This window comes from Sphingomonas abaci, from assembly GCF_014199625.1.
Classification (GTDB): domain Bacteria; phylum Pseudomonadota; class Alphaproteobacteria; order Sphingomonadales; family Sphingomonadaceae; genus Sphingomonas; species Sphingomonas abaci.
The window spans coordinates 387,616-403,481 of record NZ_JACHNY010000003.1; the positions used below are offsets into that span (position 1 = coordinate 387,616).

The following is a 15,866-nucleotide window of genomic DNA, read 5'->3' on the forward strand; positions in this document are numbered from 1 at the left end:
GCGGCGATGATGTTCCGCCTGGAGACGATCATGCGCTTCTCGTCCGTCGCCCTGGCCGCCGCGCTGGCGACCGTCAGCCTGTCCGCATCGCTGGGTGCGCAGCGGCCCGACGACCAGATCGACGCGCGCTCGCTGCAACTGCTGGAACAGGGCAAGGCCGAACGCGCTGCGGGTCGGTACGACGCCGCGACCGATACGCTGGAGACGGCGGTCGCGGTCGATCCGCGCAACCGCCAGGCGTTCGTCGTGCTGGCCCAGGTGGCGCAGGCGCGCGGCCTGCCCGGCAAGGCGATCCGCCTCTACCGCGAGGCGCTGCTGCTGGAGCCGGGCGACCGCCAGGCGCTGAAGGGTCAGGGCGACGCACTGGTCGCCAAGGGTGCGATCGCCCAGGCCAAGGTCAACCTCGGCAAGTTGAAGACGCTGTGCAAGGGGCCGTGCCCCGAGGCGCAGGCGCTCGCCGCCGAGATCGCCAAGGGCCCGCCGATCACCACCGCGCAGGTCGCGCAGAAGGACGCACCCAAGCCGGAGTGAGGGGGTAGGGTGTCGCTATTCACTCCCCTGTTCCCCGGCGAAGGCCGGGGCCCAGTTGGGAAGGCTGTAGTTACAGAACGCTGCGCTTCGTTACCATCGTCCCCCAACTGGGCCCCGGCCTTCGCCGGGGAACACGAAAATGCTCCCCCATTGAGCGGCCGGCAATAGTCTGTAATCTGCGGCAGTTCATCCCTGCCGAAAGCTCCCGATGCCGCGATCGCTCCTGCTGCTCCTGTCCGCCACCCTGTTGTCGAGCGGCGCGATGGCCGCCGCGCAGCAGGCGACGCCCGAAGCCACCCGGCCCGACCGGCGTTTCGGCCCGCGCGACGCCTTCGCGCTGTCGCAGGCGAGCGACGTCCGGATCAGCCCCGACGGCAAGCGGATCGCCTATACCCGCGCGACCGGCGACATCATGACCGATGGTGACCGCCGCCAGGTCTGGCTGGTCGATGTCGCCACCGGCCGGCAGACGCCGCTCGGCGTGCCGGGCAGCTCGCGGCCGCGCTGGTCGCCGGACGGGCAGCGGCTGGCCTATGCCGCCAGGGGCGAGGACGACCGGCCGCAGATCTTCGTCCGCTGGCTCGCGAGCGGGGCGAGCGCCGCGATCACCGCGCTGCCCGAATCGCCCGCCGACATCGCCTGGTCGCCGGACGGGCGGCTGATCGGCTTCACCATGTTCGTGCCCGGCGATGGCGTCCAGCTCGGCACCCCGCTCGCCAAGCCGGAAGGGGCGCATTGGGCCGAGCCGATCAAGATCATCGACCAGGTCCATTACCGCGAGGACGGGGGCGGCTATCTGCGCCCCGGCTACAACCATGTGTTCGTCGTCTCGGCGGACGGCGGCGCGGCGCGGCAACTGACCTTCGGCCCGCAGGACGATGGTGGCAGCGTCGCCTGGACGGCGGACGGGCGCAGCCTGCTGATCGCCGGCCATCACGGCAAGGACCCGGACCGCGATCCGATGAACAGCGACGTGTTCGCGGTCGATGCGGCGACGGGCGCGCTTCGCCGCCTGACCGATCGGCAGGGGCCCGACGAGGAACCGGTCGCTTCGCCCGATGGCCGGCTGATCGCCTATGTCGGGTTCGAGGACCGCTTGCTCGGCTATCAGAACCAGCAATTGTCGGTGATGAACGCGGATGGATCGGGCGCGCGGGTGCTGACCGCCGGGCTCGACCGCAGCGTCGATCATCCGCAATGGGCCGCCGACGGCCGCTCCATCTACGTGCAATATGTCGATCATGGCGACACCAAGGTGGCGCGGGTCGGACTGGATGGCCAGGTGACGACGGTCGCCACGGGGCTGGCCGGCGGCGAGCTGGACCGGCCCTATTCGGGCGGCGATTTCAGCATCGCGCGCGACGGCGCGATCGCCTTCACCCAAGGCGACACGACGCATCCGGCCGATGTCGCGGTGACGCGTGGCGGCGGCGCGCCCCGACGCCTGACCGACCTCAACCGCGAGCTGTTCGCGGGCAAGGCGCTGGCCCAGGTGCGACCGCTGGCGGTCACCTCCTCGGCGGGCGGGCTGCCGATCGACGCCTGGATGATGACGCCGCCCGATTACGATCCGGCGCGCAAATATCCGCTGATCCTGGAAATCCATGGTGGCCCGTTTGCCAGCTATGCGCCGGTCTGGTCGACCGACGACCAGCTCTATGCGGCGGCGGGCTATGTCGTCGTCTACGCCAATCCGCGCGGCTCGACCTCCTATGGTGAGAATTTCGCCAACCTGATCCACCACAATTATCCCAGCAGCGACTATGACGACCTGATGAGTGTGGTCGATGCCGCCATCGCGGCGGGGCCGGTCGACCGAAACAATCTGTTCGTCACCGGCGGGTCGGGCGGCGGACTGCTGACGGCCTGGATCGTCGGCAAGACCGACCGGTTCAACGCCGCTGTCACGCAGAAGCCGGTCATCAACTGGACCAGTGAGGTGCTGACCACTGACGGCTATACCAGCATGGCGCGCTACTGGTTCGGCAAGATGCCTTGGGAGGACCCGGAGCAATATTGGCGGCGCTCGCCGCTTAGCCTGGTCGGCAACGTCAAGACGCCGACCGCGGTGGTGGTGGGCGAGGAGGACCATCGCACCCCGCCGAGCGAGTCGGAGCAATATTACGCCGCGCTCCAGATTCGCGGGGTGCCGACCGTGCTGATCCGCGTGCCGAGCGCGAGCCATGGCGGTCTGGCCGACCGGCCATCGCAGCTGGTCGCCAAGAACGCTGCGATTCTGGCGTGGTTCGACCGCTACCGGAAGCGGTGACGAGGAAAGAGAACGTCCCATTCCTCTCCCACAAGGGGGGCAGCGCAGCTTGTGGAGGGGGGGGCGATGATAGAGATACAGCCGGTCCTCGCCACCGCCGACACCCGTCCGTCAGCGACACGCGTTGCCACTTCCCCGGCCAGGGGAGGAGTGGACAGACCCATTGACGCCGGGGGGCGTGACGGGCCGGCAAAGCTCGCGTAGGAAAGGATTTGCCGTGACCACGCTCCACGCCTTCGCCAACCCAGCGCGCTTCCTGAAGGTGGCGAAGCCGTTGACGCCCGTGCTGTTCTGGGCGGGCGTGCTGCTGGTCGCGATTGGCTGCTGGGCGGGACTGACGCGGACGCCGCCCGACTATCTCCAGGGCGAGACGGTCCGCATCCTCTACATCCATGTTCCCGCCGCCTGGCTGGGGATGGGCGGGTGGAGCGGCATCGCGCTGTCGTCGATCGCCTTGCTGGTCTGGCGGCATCCGCTCGCCAGCATCGCCGCGCGCGCGATCGCGCCGGTCGGCGCGGCCTTCGCCGCCTTGTGCCTGGTCACCGGATCGATCTGGGGCCGGCCGACCTGGGGCACCTGGTGGCAGTGGGACGGGCGGCTGACCGCGATGCTGCTACTGTTCTTCGTCTATTGCGGCTATGTCGCGCTCGCCCGCGCCGATGCGGAGCGGGGCGGCGACGGGCGCATCCCGGCGCTGTTCGGCATCGCCGGCACCGTGTTGCTGCCGGTCATCCGCTATTCGGTGGTGTGGTGGAACACGCTGCACCAGGGGCCGAGCATCGGCCTGACCGGCTCCAGCATCGATGGCGCGATCCTGTGGCCGCTGCCGTTCATGCTGATCGGTTTCACCGCGATCTTCGCCGCCATCGTCCTGATGCGGATGCGGACGCTGCTCGCCCGCGCCAAGGCGGAGGCGCGACTGCGCCGGATGGCGCGCGCATGAATCCCTGGCCCTTCGTCGTCGCCGCCTATGCGGTCACGCTGGGCGGCACGGCCGCCATCGCCTTCGCCGCCTGGCGCGCGATGCGCGATGCGGAGAAGCGATGACCGCCAAGACCCAACGGATGCTGCTGGTCGCACTGGCGCTGGGAGCAGTGGCACTTGCCGCGCTCCTCGCGCTGTCGGCGCTGAAGGATCAGGCGGCGTTCTTCTACGCGCCGTCGGACGTCGCGCGGCGGGCCCCGCCGCTGGATCGCGCGGTGCGGTTGGGCGGCATGGTCGCGGCCGGGTCGGTGCGCCGCGCCGCCGATGGCGTGACCGTGCATTTCACCGTGACCGACGGTCGCGCGACCACGCCGGTCACCTACGCCGGCATCGTCCCCGACCTGTTCCGCGAAAAATCGGGCGTGGTGGCGGAGGGGCGGTTCAAGCCGGATGGCGGCTTCGTCGCGACTAATCTGCTCGCCAAGCATGACGAACGCTATATGCCGCCCCAGGTGGCAGGGGCGATGCACGAGACGAAGACGCTGGCGCAATGATCGCGGAGGCCGGTCTCGCCGCCCTGTGGCTCGCCGCCGCGCTGGCCGCCGTGCAAGTACTGGTGGCGGCGCTGGGCCTACGCCCGCGCGCCGATGCCGACGCGCTGAGGGCGGCGGTCCGACCAGTCGCGATCGTGCAGGGCGCGCTGGCGTTGGGCGCGATGCTGCTGCTGATCCTGCTGTTCCTGCGCTCCGACATGTCGGTGGCGCTGGTCGTGGCGAACAGCCATTCGGCCAAACCCTGGCTGTACAAATTCGCGGGGGCCTGGGGCAATCACGAAGGGTCGATGCTGCTCTGGGTGACGATCCTGGGTCTGGCGGGCGGCGCGGTGGCGCGGTTCGAGCGGCGGCTCGACCCGCATACCCTGACCGCGACGCTGGGCGCGCAAGCGACGATCGCGCTCGGCTTTTACGCCTTCCTGCTCTTCGCTTCCAATCCCTTCGCACGGGTCGAGCCGGCGCCGGCGGACGGGGCGGGGCTCAATCCGCTGCTCCAGGACCCTGGTCTCGCCTTCCACCCACCGACGCTCTATGCCGGCTATGTCGGTCTGTCGGTCGCCTGCTCCTTCGCGGTCGGGGCGCTGCTGACGGGGCAGGTCGGGCGCGACTTCGCCCGCGCGATGCGGCCCTGGGTCCTGGGCGCGTGGATCTTCCTGACGCTGGGCATCACCGCCGGCAGCTACTGGGCCTATTACGAGCTGGGTTGGGGCGGATGGTGGTTCTGGGACCCGGTGGAGAATGCCTCGCTGATGCCGTGGCTGGCGGCGACCGCGCTGCTCCATTCGGTGACCGTGCTGGCGACGCGCGACGGCCTGCGCGCCTGGACCGTGATGCTGGCGGTGGTCGCCTTTTCCATGTCGATGCTCGGCACCTTCCTGGTCCGCTCGGGCATCCTGACCAGCGTCCATGCCTTCGCGGTCGACCCGACGCGCGGCACGTTCATCCTGGTGTTGCTGGCGGTCTATATCGGCGGCGCGCTGCTCCTATTTGGCTTGCGCGTCGGCACGGTGCGGCAGGGGCGGTTGTTCGAGCCGGTCAGTCGCGAAGGCGGGCTGGTCGCCAACAACCTGCTCTTGACGGTGATCCTGGGGATCGTGCTGATCGGCACGCTCTATCCGCTGGTCGCCGCCGGCTTTGGCGTGCAGCTGTCGGTCGGGCCGCCCTTCTTCGACAAGGCGGCGGGGCCGGTGGCGCTGCTGCTGGTGGCGCTGATGGCGATCGGGCCGCTGCTGCGCTGGCGACGCGACTCGGTCCAGGCGCTGGTGGTGCGCGCCACCTGGCCGATCGCCGCGACCGTCTTCGCCTTTGCCGCGCTGATCGTTTTCGCCATGCCGATCGGCGTGCTGCCGCTGCTGGGCCTGAGCCTCGCGGCCGGGCTGGCGGTGGCGAGCGTCGCGCCGCTCTGGGGCCGCAACCTACGCCGGACGCCAATATTCACCTGGGGCATGGTGGTCGCGCATCTCGGGATCGCGGTGAGCCTGGCCGGCATGGCCTGCGACGCCGCCTTCACCGCCGAGCGGCTGATCGCGCTGCGGCCGGGCGATGCGACGCGGGTCGGCCCATGGCGGGTGACGCTGGACGGTCTTTCGCCGGTGGTGGCGGAGAATTGGTCGGCGGTGCAGGCGCGTCTGACCGCGACCCGGGGCGACAGGTTCCGTGAACTCTTTCCCCAGTCCCGCAGCTTCACCACGCCGCCGACCACGACCAGCGAGAGCGCGATCGCGACCGTGGCCGACGGGCAGCTCTATACCGTGCTCGGACAGCCCGACGGTACCGGCCGCTGGCAGGTCCGGCTGTGGTGGAAGCCGTTCGTGACGCTGATCTGGGGTGGCGGCGCACTGGTCGCATTGGGCGGGCTAATATCGCTGGTCGGCCGCGTCCTGCCGCGTCGGCGCGCCGTGACGGAGCCGGACTGGTGAGGCGGCCCCTGCTCTGGGTGCCGCTGGCGGGCTTCGGCGTGCTGCTGCTGATCGTCGCCGTCGGACTGTTCCGCCCCGCCGACCGCGCCGTCCACTCGACGCTGATCGACCGACCTTTGCCCGATTTCGGTTTGAAGCCGATCGTGCCGGGCAAGCCGGGCCTGTCCAAGGATGACTTCACCGGCCAACCGCGCCTGCTCAACGTCTTCGCCAGTTGGTGCGTCCCCTGCATCGCCGAAGCCCCCCAGCTGCTGGCGCTGAAGCGCGCAGGCATCCCCATCGAGGCGATCGCGATCCGCGACACGGGCACCGACGTGCAGGCCTTCCTGCGCCGCAACGGCGACCCCTATGACCGGATCGGCGACGATCCGGCCAGCGCCACGCAACTCGCGCTGGGCTCCTCGGGCGTGCCGGAAACGTTTCTGGTCGACGCCAAGGGCGTGATCCGCCGCCAATATATCGGCGATATTCGCGCCGATCAGGTCGCCGGGATCGTCGCGGCGGTGGAGGCGGCGCGATGATCCGGCCGCTCGCCGTCACGCTGCTGCTCCTCGCAGTACCGGTGCAGGCGCAGACCGGGACGCCGGCGCCGCTGGCCGACACGCAGCTGCCCGATCCCAGGCAGGAGGCGCAAGCCAAGGCGCTGATGGAAACGCTGCGCTGCGTCGTCTGTCAGGGCCAGTCGATCGCCGACAGCGACGCGACCATGGCCGGCGACATGCGCGCGCTCGTCCGCACCCGCATCGCCGAGGGGCAGAAGCCGGCGGCGATCCGGCAATGGCTGATCGACCGCTATGGCCGCTATATCAGCTACGACCCGCCGCTGGATGCCGCGACCTGGCCCTTGTGGATCGCACCGGCGCTGTTGCTGGTGCTGGGCGGCTGGATCGCGCGCGGCAGTTTCCGCCGGAGCCGGGGGCGCTGATGGGCTGGGTCCTGCTCCTGCTTCTGTTGCTGGCGAGCGCGGCGGCACTGCTGCTGCTCCGGCTGCCGCGACGGCTCTGGTCGCTCGTGGCCGCGGGGCTGATGCTGGGCGCGGCGGGCTATGCATGGCAGGGCGCTCCGATGCTGGCTGGCCATCCGGTGGTGGCCGATCGAACCGCGCTGGTCAGCGATGCGGCGATCATCGACCTGCGTACGGACATGTTCGGTCGTTATGGCGCGGAGAGTGCCTATCTGACCGCCGCCGACGCGATGGCGCGGGTCGGATCGTCGCGCTATGAGGTGGAGACGATCCTGGGCGCGCTGCGCGGCGCCCCGAAGAGCGTGCAACTCTGGACCGCGCTGGGCGACGCCTTGGTCCGTCATGATGGCGGCCGGGTGTCGCCCGCGGCGCGCCTCGCCTTCGACCAAGCCAACCGTCTCGATCCGCGCCATCCCGGCCCCTATTTCTTCCTCGGCGTCGCGCTGGTGCGCAGCGGCGATTTGATCGGGGCGGAGCGCTGCTGGACGCGGGCGCTGGCGCGGACGCATCCGAAGGCCAATTATCGCCCGGCGATCGCGGAGCGGCTGGCGATGGTCCGCCAGCTCATCGCCGCGACCGGCGAGCGATAGGATCGTCCGCGGCTTACTTGCCGCGCCCGGTCTTTTCCTGCAGCGCGTCGATCCGCTTGGAGGCATCCGCCTTGGTCAGCGAGTCGTCGAAGTCCTCATCGGCCTCTTCGCTCAGCGTCTTGAGATAGCTGGCCTGCGCCCCGGTCATCGGCTCGTCCCCCGTGGTCCAGTCGCTGGGGTCCTTCTCGGCATTGGAGAAGGGCTCGCTCTTCGGATTGGCAGTATCGGTCATGCTGGGTCCTTTCGCCCGCATCAACCTTTGCGTTCGTGGGATGTTCCGCTGTCAAGTCACGGTGGCCGCGTGACAAATGCTTTCACTCGCGAGAGTGACATGGATTGCCGTCGCATCGTGGGACAGGCCTGGTTCAGGCTTGTCCCGTTGCGGGGGCGGGGGAGCCATGCTAATCGCGCCGCCTGATATCAGCGCTGGAAAGTGCGTTTTTCGCCATGACATTTCCGTTTCGTTCCCCGGATCGATCGAACCGCCGGTGAGCACCGCCACCCCGAGCGCGATCGCGCCCGACCCCGCCGCCGCCGCGTCGCCGACGCACGGCCTGCATCATCACCATCCCAAACAGGGCCTCGCCAAGCTGGCGCTGGGCGCGATCGGTGTCGTCTATGGCGACATCGGCACGAGCCCGCTCTATGCGATGAAGGAGGTGTTCGTCGGCCATCATCCGCTGACCGTCGACCAGCTCCATATCTTCGGCGTGGTCAGCCTGATCTTCTGGTCGCTGTTCCTGATCGTCACGGTCAAATATGTCCTGACCATCCTGCGCGCCGACAATAACGGCGAGGGCGGCAGCCTGGCGCTGCTGGCGCTCATCCAGCGGCGCAGCGGCGCGGGCAAGAAATGGGGCACCAGCCTGGTCATCCTGGGCGTGCTGGCGACCGCCCTGTTCTTCGGCGACTGCATGATCACGCCGGCCATCTCGGTCATGTCGGCGGTGGAGGGCCTGGCGACCGTCGAGCAGGGGTTCGACGCCTTCGTCATCCCGGTCTCGGTCGCGATCCTGGTCGGGCTGTTCTACATCCAGTCGAGCGGCACGGCGCGGGTCGGCAAGCTGTTCGGCCCGGTCATGCTGGTCTATTTCATCGTCCTGACGGTGCTCGGCATGATGCAGATCTTTGCCCGGCCAGAAGTGCTGCTGGCGCTCGACCCGCGCTGGGCGTTCCGCTTCGCGGCGGCGGATGGCGGGCTTGCCTTCCTCGCGCTCGGCTCGGTGGTGCTCGCGGTGACGGGGGCGGAGGCCCTCTATGCCGATATGGGCCATTTCGGTCGCCGGCCGATCGAGGTGGCGTGGCTGTACCTCGTCTTCCCGGCGCTGATGATCAACTATCTGGGCCAGGGCGCGCTTCTGCTCGCCTCGCCCAGCGCGGCGGAGAATCCCTTCTTCCTGATGGCGCCCGAAAGCTGGCGGCTGCCGCTGGTGATCCTGGCGACCATGGCGACCGTGATCGCCAGCCAGGCGGTGATCACCGGCGCCTTCTCGGTGGTGCAGCAGGCGGTGCAGCTCGGCCTGATGCCGCGCCTGCGCATCGAACATACCAGCGCGTCGGAGGCGGGCCAGATCTATATCCCGGTCGCCAACTGGACGCTGATGATCATGGTCGTGCTGCTGATCTTCGGCTTTCGCGAATCGTCCAATCTGGCGGCGGCCTACGGCATCGCCGTGACCGGCACGATGTTCATCAGCACCTGCATGGTCGCCGTGCTGATCAAGCGCGTGTGGCAATGGCCGAGCTGGCTGGTGATCGCGGGCACCGCGATCTTCCTGGCGATCGACGGCACCTATTTCGCGTCCAACCTGACCAAGGTGCCGGACGGCGGCTGGTTCCCGCTGCTGGTCGGCGTGATCGTCTTCACCGTGCTGACCACCTGGTCCAAGGGGCGCAAGCTGATGATGGAGCGGCTGCGCGAGGACGCGATGCCGATGAAGGTCTTCATCGATTCGGCCGCCGCCTCCGCCACCCGCGTGCCGGGCACCGCCGTCTTCATGACCTCGACGCCCGACGGCGTGCCGCACGCGCTGCTCCACAACCTGAAGCACAACAAGGTGCTGCACGAGCGGATCGTGCTGCTGACCGTCAAGATCGCCGACCAGCCCTATTGGCCCGACGCCGACCGGGTGAAGAAGGAGACGCTGGGCGAGGGCTTTCACCGCATCGTGCTGCGCTTCGGCTTCATGGAGGAGCCGGACGTGCCGGCTGCCCTGAAACAAGCGGCCGGGCCGGAAAAGGCGTTCCGGATGATGGACACCAGCTTCTTCCTGTCGCGCCAGACGCTGCTGCCGTCCGACCGGCCGGGCATGGCGCTGTGGCGCGAAAAGCTGTTCGCCTGGATGTTGCGCAATGCGGAAGGGGCGATGGAATTCTTCCGCCTGCCGACCAACCGGGTGGTCGAGCTTGGCAGCCAGGTGGAGATTTGAGCGGCGAGGGGGCGTCCGTCGCCGCGCCCATCCCCGCTCCGATCATCGTCACCGCCCTGTTCGGCCGGGCCGACCAGGGCTGGTTCGACGCGCAGCGCACCGCCTATTTCCCGCCCGAGCGCAACGTGCTGGCGGCGCATTGCACGCTGTTCCACCATCTGCCCCCGTCCAGCGCGGCGGAGCTCAAGCACCGGCTGACCCAGGCGACGCGCGGGGTCCGGGCGCCGGACGCACGGGTCAGCGGCCTGATGTCGCTTGGCCGGGGCGTCGCCTATCGCATCGACTGCCCCATGCTGGGCGAGATTCGCGCTGATCTGGTCGATGCCTTTGCCGGTCTGCTGACCCCGCAGGATGCTGGCGGCTGGCGGCCGCACGTCACCATCCAGAACAAGGTCGACCCCAAGGTTGCCAAGCTGCTGCTCGGCCGGTTGCAGGCAGACTTTGCGCCGCGCCAGGTCGAGATCGCGGGGCTGGCGGCCTGGTGGTATCGCGGGGGCCCCTGGGAATTGCTGTCGCGTCATTTGTTCGCTTGACGCCGCCGACAAGCCTGCTAAACGCGCGCCTCCACGGTGGAGCCAACGCCTTATGGCGAAGTAGCTCAGCTGGTTAGAGCACGGGAATCATAATCCTGGGGTCGGGGGTTCAAGTCCCTCCTTCGCTACCACCGTGGCCCTTTCGTCGGGCCGTACCCGCGCATCACGCGTTGCCCGTAGCATCGAAACAATCATAGGGATCGTTCGCGATCAACAGGCTGTCGCTGCGCGCCAGCGCCGCCAGGGTCAGGTCGTGCGCGGCGGCGTGATCAATCGCCAGCGTCGTCGGCGCGGAGATGCCGACCAGCATCGGCGCGCGCGCGACCAGCGCCTTGTCGACCATTTCGAAGCTGATCCGCGAGGTGACGAGCAGGAAGCCGTCGACCCGCCGATCGTGGATCGCCAGGTCGCCGACCAGCTTGTCGAGCGCATTGTGGCGGCCGACATCCTCGAACGCGGCGACGATCCGGCCAGCATTATCGCACGCGGCAGCGGCATGGACCGCGCCCGTCGCGGCATTGAGCGGCTGATGGGCGCGCAGGCCGGCCAGCGCCGCGAACAGGGCCTCCGCCGCCACCTGGGGCCGGGGCGCGGGCAGGGCTGGGCGGCGGAGCTGCTCCAGACCGGCGATGCCGCACAGGCCACAGCTCGTATCGCTGGTGCGATGACGGACCCGGTCATGGATACGGCCCCGGCACCGCTCCGACAGCGCGACGCGGACGATCCAGCCCGCCTCCGCCTCGAACGGCTCCACCGCGACCACGTCCGCCGCCGCGTCGGCCAGCCGCTCGGTCATCAGGAAGCCGGTGGCGAAGGCGGTGAGATCGGCCGGCGTCATCATCATCACCGCATAGCCCAGCCCATCGATTTCGATGGCGACCGGCGCCTCGATCGCGACCTGGCGTTCGCCCGGCGCGATGCGGTCGGGGCGGACGATACGAATGGGGCGGGTCTGGAAAGTCATGCGCCTCTCTGATGGAAATCCTCCCCTCGCAGGGGAGGCGTGAAGCGCTCAGGCCGGGGCGAAGCTCCGCGCGGCCAGTTCCGCCAGATCCCGCGGCGTGTTGACGTTGGGAATCGGGCGGTCGGGCATGATCGGCAGCGCGCCGATGCTGCGGGCCCAGCGGCGCACCGAGCGGTCCGGCGCGGTCTCGATATGCGCCAGCAATTGCGCGCCCAGCGCCGCCGGCCAGTGACCCAGGATCGGCGCTTCGCTGCAATAGGCGGGGGCACGGCGGAGCAACGCCTCGATCAGTCCGTCCGGCACCACCGGCATGTCGCAGCCGATCGTCAGCACGCAGCGATAGCCATGCGTGGAGCCGTGGTCGAGCGCCGCCGCGATCCCGCCCAGCGGCCCGAGTCCGGCGCGAGGCAGGTCGGGCAGGCCGCCCATCCGCTCGCCGACCACCACGATCGAATCGACATGGTCACGCAGCCGGTCGGCAGCATGATGCAGCAGGTCGCGGCCGTCCAGCGTCGCGGCCGCCTTGTCCGACCCGAAGCGCGAGGATCGTCCCCCCGCCAGCACCGCGCCCAGCACCCGGCTCATGTGCGCACGCGCACCGGCACCGACTTGCCGGCCGGGACATGGCTCTCCAGCGCATGATGTTCCAGCGGGATGAGGTAATTGAGTTCCGGGTAATAGCCGCCCAGATTGCCCGGCGGGATATTGTACGCGACCACTCGCAGGCCCTCGACCACCCGGTCGACGCCATCCTCGGCATCGCTTTCCAGTGCCACGGTGTCGCCTTCCTGCAAGCCCAGCCGGGCCATGTCGTCGCGGTTCATCATCACCACCATGCGCGTGCCGCGGATGCCGCGGAAGCGATCGTCATAGCCATAGACGGTGGTGTTGAACTGGTCGTTGGAGCGCAGCGTGATGAGGCGGAACCGACCATCCTTGTCCGTGAAACCGGACGCGTTGAGCGCGCGCGGCACGTTGAATTCGGCCTTGCCGCTTTCCGTTTCCCATTGCCGATGCGCGGCCGGGTTGCCTTTCCAGAAGCCGCCGGGTTCGAACATCCGCTCGTTGAAATTGGCGAACTTGTCCGGATAGCAATTCTCGATCGCGGTGCGGACCAGCCCGTAATCGCCGACCCAGGCGTCCCAGGGCACGTTGGGATTGGGCGGCAGCACCGCCTTGGCGATGCCGGCGACGATCGCCGGTTCGGACAGGAGCGTATCGGAGGCCGGCTTCACCTTGCCGATCGAGCCATAGATATGGCTGAATGAATCCTCCATCGACACCGCCTGGCGGCCGGTCGCCTGCAGGTCAGTCTCCGACCGGCCCAGGCAGGGCAGGATCCAGCTTTCCTGGCCCGGCACCAGCTGGCTCTTGTTGAGCTTGGTGGCGATATGGACGGTGATCGGCAGCTTCGCCCAGGCTTCCTTCATCTTCGCATGTTCGGGCGTGGCGCGCAGGAAATTGCCGCCGAGCTGGACGAAGCCCTGACACTCGCCGGCGATGATCGCGCGGCAGCTTTCCACCGTGTCCCAACCCTTTTCGGTCGGCGGATCGAACTGGAACAGCGTCTTCAGCCGCTCGACCGGCGCGAGTTCGGTCTTCTCGGTGATGCCGACGGTGCGCTGGCCCTGCACGTTGCTGTGGCCGCGCACGGGGCCCGGGCCGGCACCCTCGCGACCGATATTGCCGCGCAGCATCAGGAAATTGGTCAGCACGAACAGGCTGTCCATGCCGTAGCGATGCTGGGTGATGCCCATGCCATAGACGGCGATGACGCGCTCGGCGCGCATGTAGACGCGCGCCGCTGCCTCAATCGCGCCGCGGGTCAGGCCGCTGGCCCGGGTCAGTTCATCCCAGTCCGCGCGGCGGCAATAATCGGCGAATGCCTCGAACCGGACGGTGTGCTGTTCGATGAAATGATGGTCGATCACGCGCGTGCCGCCGTTCGCGATGGCGTGGTCGTCCGCTTCGATCACCAATTTGCACATGCCGACGATCGCGGCGATGTCGCCGCCGGCGTGAAGCTGGTGATATTGGGTCGAAATCTTCGTCTCGTGCCCGGCGATCATGTCGAGCGGGCTTTGCGGATCGGCGAACCGCTCCCAGCCACGCTCCCGCAAGGGATTGAAGGTGACGATCTCCACGCCCCGGTCGCGGCACGACTTCAGCGTGTGGAGCATCCGGGGGGCGTTGGTGCCGACATTCTGCCCGAAGCAGAAGATCGCGTCGCACTTGTCGTAATCCTCGAGCTGGATCGTCGCCACTGGCGACCCGATCGCCGCCTTCAGTCCGACCGAGGTCGTCTCGTGGCACATGTTCGACGAGTCGGGCAGGTTCTGCTGCCCCCACATCCGCGCGAACAGCGAATACATGAACGAGGTCTCCAGCGACGCGCGGCCGGAGGAATAGAGGACGACCTTCTTCGGGTCAGAGGCCTTCAGCTTCGCGCCGATCGCGGCGAACGCCTCGTCCCAGCTGGCGGCGACATATTTGTCGGTCGCGCGGTCGTAGCGCAGCGGATGCGTCAGCCGCCCGGTCTTCTCCAGGTCGTAATCGGGCCATTGCGCCATTTCCGACACTGTATGCTGCTGGAACAGGGCCGGGGTGGCGCGGTGCTTGGTCAGTTCCCAGGCGGTGGCCTTCGCGCCGTTCTCGCAGAATTCGGCGATATGTGGCTTGGCGGGTTTGCCCCAGGCGCAGGACACGCACATGAAGCCCTCGGGCTTGTTCTGGCGGCGCAGCGTGTCGAGCACGTCGACCCCGGGTCGCTCGCCCGGCAGCACCTCGGCCATGCCACGCATCGATCCCCAGCCGCCGGCGGGCGCGGTGTACGGCTTGATCACGATCTCCTCGCCGCTCATCGCGTCATGGTCGCCGCGTTCCCGGCCGTGCTGGTCGTCTGCTGGATGTTGGTCGTGCATGGATGTCCTCCGCCTCCCGCCTCAACGAAGATCAGGCTCGCCAGTGCCGTGACGCTTTCGTCATCCGGTTCATTTTTGCGCCGCCCGCGCCTACATGATCGGGAAACATATCTAGGACGATCGGTACCATGGCGATTCATTCCACCCGTATGCTCATCCTCGGCTCCGGCCCCGCGGGCCTGTCCGCCGCCATCTACGGCGCGCGGGCAGGGATGAAGCCGATCGTGGTGCAGGGCATCCAGCCGGGCGGCCAGCTGACCACCACCACGGATGTCGAGAACTATCCGGGCTTCGCCGACGTCATCCAGGGCCCCTGGCTGATGGAGCAGATGCAGAAGCAGGCCGAGCATGTCGGCACCACGCTGATGTGGGACACGATCGTCTCGGTCGACCTGTCGCGCCGGCCGTTCCGGCTGATCGGTGACGGCGGCGACGTCTACGAGGGCGAGGTACTGGTGATCGCCACCGGCGCCCAGGCCAAGTGGCTGGGCCTGGATTCGGAAGAGGCGATGAAGGGCAAGGGCGTGTCGGCTTGCGCGACCTGCGACGGCTTCTTCTATCGCGGCAAGAAGGTGGCGGTGATCGGCGGCGGCAACACCGCGGTCGAGGAAGCGCTCTACCTGACCAACCATAGCGACGACGTGACGCTGATCCATCGTCGCGACAGCTTGCGCGCCGAGCGCATCCTGCAGGAGCGGCTGTTCGCGCATCCCAACATCAAGGTCCTGTGGAACAAGGAGGTCCGCACCTTTGTCGACGGTGGCGGCACAGCCGGGCTGGTCGCGCTGGACCTGGAGGACACGGTGACGGGCGAGCATAGCCGGCTGGATGTCGAAGGGGGCTTCGTCGCGATCGGCCACCATCCCGCGACCGAGCTGTTCCGTGGCCATCTGGCGCTGGACGATGACGGCTATGTCGCGGTGGAGACCGGCTCGACCCGCACCAGCGTGGCCGGCGTGTTCGCCTGCGGCGACGTGGCCGACAAGGTCTATCGTCAGGCGGTGACGGCGGCGGGCACCGGCTGCATGGCCGCGCTCGACGCCGAACGCTTCCTCCAGGCGGAGGAGTTCGCCGAACTGCAGCAGGCGGCGGAGTGACGCCCGCCGTCCGGCTTCTTCTTTCCTGTTCCCCGGCGAAGGCCGGGGCGCAGGTGGGACGGCCTTCGTAACGGAGCGTTGTGCTTCGTTCACGGTAACGGAGCGCGGACCTAAATCAGCAGCGTCACCCCGGCTGGACCCCGGCCTTCGCCGAGGAACAGTAGTGGAAGC

General features: G+C 68.5%; 15 protein-coding genes and 1 tRNA gene. 12 read left to right on the forward strand and 4 right to left on the reverse strand.

What is annotated here, in order from left to right; all coding sequences use genetic code 11:
- The first annotated feature begins 9 nt into the window (after positions 1–9).
- The 8 genes from GGQ96_RS09460 (at position 10) to GGQ96_RS09495 (ending at position 7,751) form a co-directional block, all read left to right on the forward strand.
- Positions 10–531 carry a tetratricopeptide repeat protein gene (locus GGQ96_RS09460; protein WP_246360408.1) on the forward strand — a complete coding sequence of 174 codons (522 nt, stop codon included), beginning with the start codon at positions 10–12 and terminating at the stop codon, positions 529–531.
- 208 nt (positions 532–739) lie between these two features.
- Positions 740–2,800, forward strand: coding sequence for an alpha/beta hydrolase family protein (locus tag GGQ96_RS09465; protein WP_246360368.1), 2,061 nt, complete (start codon positions 740–742; stop codon positions 2,798–2,800).
- A 217-nt stretch (positions 2,801–3,017) separates the two neighbouring features.
- Entirely contained in the window at positions 3,018–3,743 is a 726-nt protein-coding gene (gene ccmC / locus GGQ96_RS09470) for a heme ABC transporter permease CcmC (protein ID WP_184113975.1), read from the forward strand.
- 100 nt (positions 3,744–3,843) lie between these two features.
- Positions 3,844–4,278: a cytochrome c maturation protein CcmE gene (gene ccmE, locus GGQ96_RS09475; RefSeq protein WP_184113977.1), complete on the forward strand. Its 435-nt coding sequence runs from the start codon at positions 3,844–3,846 to the stop codon at positions 4,276–4,278.
- Positions 4,275–6,197, forward strand: a complete 1,923-nt coding sequence (locus tag GGQ96_RS09480; protein ID WP_184113979.1) for a heme lyase CcmF/NrfE family subunit — start codon at positions 4,275–4,277, stop codon at positions 6,195–6,197. Before ccmE ends, GGQ96_RS09480 begins: the two co-directional genes overlap by 4 nt.
- A complete protein-coding gene (locus GGQ96_RS09485) occupies positions 6,194–6,718 on the forward strand; it encodes a redoxin family protein (RefSeq protein ID WP_184113981.1) in 525 nt (174 codons plus the stop codon). The genes GGQ96_RS09480 and GGQ96_RS09485 overlap by 4 nt, the downstream gene beginning before the upstream one ends.
- Complete coding sequence (locus GGQ96_RS09490; protein ID WP_184113983.1) at positions 6,715–7,122, forward strand: cytochrome c-type biogenesis protein; 408 nt, start codon at positions 6,715–6,717, stop codon at positions 7,120–7,122. Before GGQ96_RS09485 ends, GGQ96_RS09490 begins: the two co-directional genes overlap by 4 nt.
- The gene (locus GGQ96_RS09495; protein WP_184113985.1) at positions 7,122–7,751 is read left to right on the forward strand and encodes a tetratricopeptide repeat protein; all 630 of its coding nucleotides are present in this window, start codon (positions 7,122–7,124) and stop codon (positions 7,749–7,751) included. Before GGQ96_RS09490 ends, GGQ96_RS09495 begins: the two co-directional genes overlap by 1 nt.
- A 13-nt stretch (positions 7,752–7,764) precedes the next feature.
- Here GGQ96_RS09495 and GGQ96_RS09500 read toward each other — a convergent pair whose 3' ends face one another.
- Positions 7,765–7,983, reverse strand: coding sequence for a DUF3072 domain-containing protein (locus tag GGQ96_RS09500; RefSeq protein WP_184113987.1), 219 nt, complete (start codon positions 7,981–7,983; stop codon positions 7,765–7,767).
- 280 nt (positions 7,984–8,263) lie between these two features.
- Between GGQ96_RS09500 and GGQ96_RS09505 the strand changes: the two genes are divergently transcribed.
- The 3 genes from GGQ96_RS09505 (at position 8,264) to GGQ96_RS09515 (ending at position 10,844) form a co-directional block, all read left to right on the forward strand.
- Positions 8,264–10,180 carry a potassium transporter Kup gene (locus GGQ96_RS09505; RefSeq protein ID WP_184114225.1) on the forward strand — a complete coding sequence of 639 codons (1,917 nt, stop codon included), beginning with the start codon at positions 8,264–8,266 and terminating at the stop codon, positions 10,178–10,180.
- Positions 10,177–10,713, forward strand: a complete 537-nt coding sequence (locus tag GGQ96_RS09510; protein ID WP_221239879.1) for a 2'-5' RNA ligase family protein — start codon at positions 10,177–10,179, stop codon at positions 10,711–10,713. Before GGQ96_RS09505 ends, GGQ96_RS09510 begins: the two co-directional genes overlap by 4 nt.
- A 54-nt stretch (positions 10,714–10,767) precedes the next feature.
- A tRNA-Met gene (locus tag GGQ96_RS09515) sits at positions 10,768–10,844 on the forward strand.
- 32 nt (positions 10,845–10,876) lie between these two features.
- On the opposite strand, the gene fdhD is transcribed toward GGQ96_RS09515, so the two are convergent.
- Genes fdhD through GGQ96_RS09530 form a run of 3 tightly spaced genes read right to left on the reverse strand, consistent with a single transcriptional unit; the run spans position 10,877 to position 14,538 of the window.
- Positions 10,877–11,677: a formate dehydrogenase accessory sulfurtransferase FdhD gene (gene fdhD / locus GGQ96_RS09520; protein WP_184113989.1), complete on the reverse strand. Its 801-nt coding sequence runs from the start codon at positions 11,675–11,677 to the stop codon at positions 10,877–10,879.
- Between the two features lie 48 nt (positions 11,678–11,725).
- On the reverse strand, positions 11,726–12,262 hold the full coding sequence (gene mobA, locus GGQ96_RS09525; protein ID WP_184113991.1) for a molybdenum cofactor guanylyltransferase: 537 nt from the start codon (positions 12,260–12,262) through the stop codon (positions 11,726–11,728).
- Positions 12,259–14,538, reverse strand: coding sequence for an FdhF/YdeP family oxidoreductase (locus GGQ96_RS09530; RefSeq protein WP_184114229.1), 2,280 nt, complete (start codon positions 14,536–14,538; stop codon positions 12,259–12,261). Before GGQ96_RS09530 ends, mobA begins: the two co-directional genes overlap by 4 nt.
- 188 nt (positions 14,539–14,726) lie before the next feature.
- Here GGQ96_RS09530 and trxB point away from each other — a divergent pair, with 188 nt between their 5' ends.
- Positions 14,727–15,695, forward strand: a complete 969-nt coding sequence (trxB, locus tag GGQ96_RS09535; protein ID WP_184113993.1) for a thioredoxin-disulfide reductase — start codon at positions 14,727–14,729, stop codon at positions 15,693–15,695.
- Positions 15,696–15,866: the final 171 nt, after the last annotated feature.